The 315-nt window shown below is 65.4% G+C and carries 1 protein-coding gene; it reads left to right on the top strand.

Going from position 1 to position 315, the window contains the following annotated elements; all coding sequences use genetic code 11:
• A partial coding sequence (locus EN807_RS34035; protein ID WP_246684534.1) for a hypothetical protein occupies nt 1-315 on the top strand: 315 nt, incomplete at both ends.

Below are 315 nucleotides of genomic sequence, written 5' to 3'. Positions count from 1 at the left end.
AGGCCTTTGCCGGGCGCTGGCGCATCGTCGAGATGGACAATTGGGACCAGGACTCCCTCGATCTCGTCGAAGAGGCGCATCTGACGTTCAAGGGCGCGGCGGATGGCGAGATCGCCTTCGGCGCGCTCAAGGGCTTCCTCGACGTTCGCTACGGCGCCCGCGACGGTTCAGCCTGTGCGGAGTTCTCGTGGGAGGGACACGACGAGAATGACCCCGCCTGCGGTCGTGGGTGGACAATGATCGGCACCGCCGGGCGGCTCGTCGGGTACTTCTACATCCGCAACGGCGACGAATCAGGATTCGTCTGCGAACGCG

Source organism: Mesorhizobium sp. M5C.F.Ca.ET.164.01.1.1 (genome assembly GCF_004792125.1).
Classification (GTDB): Bacteria; Pseudomonadota; Alphaproteobacteria; order Rhizobiales; family Rhizobiaceae; genus Mesorhizobium; species Mesorhizobium wenxiniae.
This window is presented reverse-complemented; position numbering and strand designations above follow the sequence as displayed.